This window comes from Streptomyces botrytidirepellens (assembly GCF_003721215.1).
Taxonomy (GTDB): domain Bacteria; phylum Actinomycetota; class Actinomycetes; order Streptomycetales; family Streptomycetaceae; genus Streptomyces; species Streptomyces himastatinicus.
Genome location: NZ_RIBZ01000484.1, coordinates 1 through 1,909, shown reverse-complemented (window position 1 = coordinate 1,909; position 1,909 = coordinate 1). Strand labels below are relative to the sequence as shown.

Genomic DNA, 1,909 nt, shown 5'->3' with positions numbered 1-1,909 from the left:
CAGCCGGTCGGCCTCCTCGCGCAGCTCGCCCGCGCGCCGCTGCACCTTCTCCAGCTGCCGGGTGAGGTCCTGCACCTCGCGCTTGGCCTGCTTGGCGGCGTTCGCGGCCGCCTCGGCCTGCACCTCGGTGAGCGAGCGGGCACCGGTGATCCGGGCCACGTCCTCGTCGAAGACGCCCGCCCCGCCGACGATGTGACGGGAGGCGTCGACGCCCGCGTCCTCCATCAGCCGGAAGATCTGGCGGCGCTGGTGCGGCAGGGCCAGCGACACGACGGTGCCGCTCTGGCCCGCCCGCGCCGTACGGCCGGAGCGGTGCAGGTAGTCCTTGTGGTCACCGGCCGGGTCCACGTTGAGCACCAGGTCGATGCCGTCAACGTGGATGCCGCGGGCGGCGACGTCGGTGGCGACGAGCACGTTGACGTACCCGTCCTTGAAGTCGGCCAGGGTCCGGGTGCGGGCGCCCTGCGTCATGCCGCCGTGCAGCGCGTCGGCGCGCACGCCCGCGTCGCACAGCTGCTCGGCGACCCGGTCGCAGCCCAGCTGGGTGCGGACGAAGATGATGGTGCGGCCCTTGCGCGCCGCGATGGCGGCGGTGACCGGGGCCTTGTCCTTCGGCTTCACCACGAGCACGTGGTGGGTCATGGTCGAGACGGCGCCCTGGGACGGGTCGACCTCGTGGGTGACCGGGTTCACCAGGTAGCGCTTGACCAGGCTGTCGATCTCGTTCTCCAGCGTCGCGGAGAACAGCAGCCGCTGGCCGCCCTGCGGCACCAGGTCCAGGATCTCGGTGACCTCGGGCAGGAAGCCCATGTCGGCCATCTGGTCGGCCTCGTCGAGGACGGCGATCTGGACCTTGTCGAGGGACGCGGCGCCGCGGTCGATGATGTCGCGCAGTCGGCCCGGGGTGGCGACCAGGATGTCCACGCCCCGCTCCAGCGCGTAGATCTGATTGCCCATCGAGGTGCCGCCGCAGACCACCTTGAGCTTGAGGCCCAGGACGTCGCCGTACGGCTGGAGCGCGTCGCTCACCTGCATCGCCAGCTCGCGGGTCGGGGTCAGGATGAGACCCCGGGGGCGCTTCTTCTCGGTGTGGCCGCCGGCCAGCGAGGTCAGCAGCGGAAGACCGAACGAGAGGGTCTTGCCGGAGCCGGTGCGGCCGCGGCCGAGGATGTCCTTCCCGGCCATGGCGTCGGGGATGGTCGCGGCCTGGATCGGGAAGGGCGTGGTGACGCCGTTCTGCGCGAGCTTGCGGACGATCTGCTCGGGAAGACCGAGTTCGGCGAAGGTGATTTCGGGGCCCTTGGAGGTCTCGGGAGTGCTCTGCTCGGCGTCCTCGGCGTCAGCCGCGTCGACTGTGTCATCGGCGGAGACGTCGGCGCCGGGCTCGGCGGGGGCAGTGGTGGGCTCGGCGCGCTCGGCCTGCTGGAGCTGCTCGACCGGCTGGGGCTGGTCCCCCGGGTCGCCCTGCTCGTCGGTGGCGGGCATGACGGCGTGATCAGTGGAAACGGACATGCGAAATGCGAAACCTTCCGGAGTCTCGGCACGCGCCCAAACTCCGTGTTGTCGCAAACGACCGCCTCTATGCGGTCAGCCACGGGATGGCAAGGAACGCGCCTCACGGCGCACTTCGATGAGGCGCCGGGCAAATGGGATCAAACGATCTACCACCATACGCACCCCCACCCCCCAAGAGCAAATTCGCTCCGCCAACCCACCATCCCTGCCCCCTGAGCCGTACATCACACTCCGGGCCGCCCCGTGCGTTCGCCCGCGCTATCCGGCGGGCTCCGCGGGCGCCGAGGCGGGCGGCGACGCCGGTTCCGACGAGGTGGGCTTGGGGTCGGGCGCGCTCGGCGCCGGGCTCGTCGGACGCGGCTCCGGGGCGGCCTCGGTGGGCGCGGGCTGGCCC

At 71.7% G+C, this 1,909-nt stretch carries 1 protein-coding gene; it reads right to left on the bottom strand.

The window, feature by feature from the left end; genetic code table 11:
• Positions 1 to 1,512, bottom strand: a 1,512-nt coding sequence (locus EEJ42_RS31820) for a DEAD/DEAH box helicase (protein WP_148082085.1), incomplete at its 3' end; no start/stop codon positions are given.
• Positions 1,513 to 1,909 lie beyond the last annotated feature (397 nt).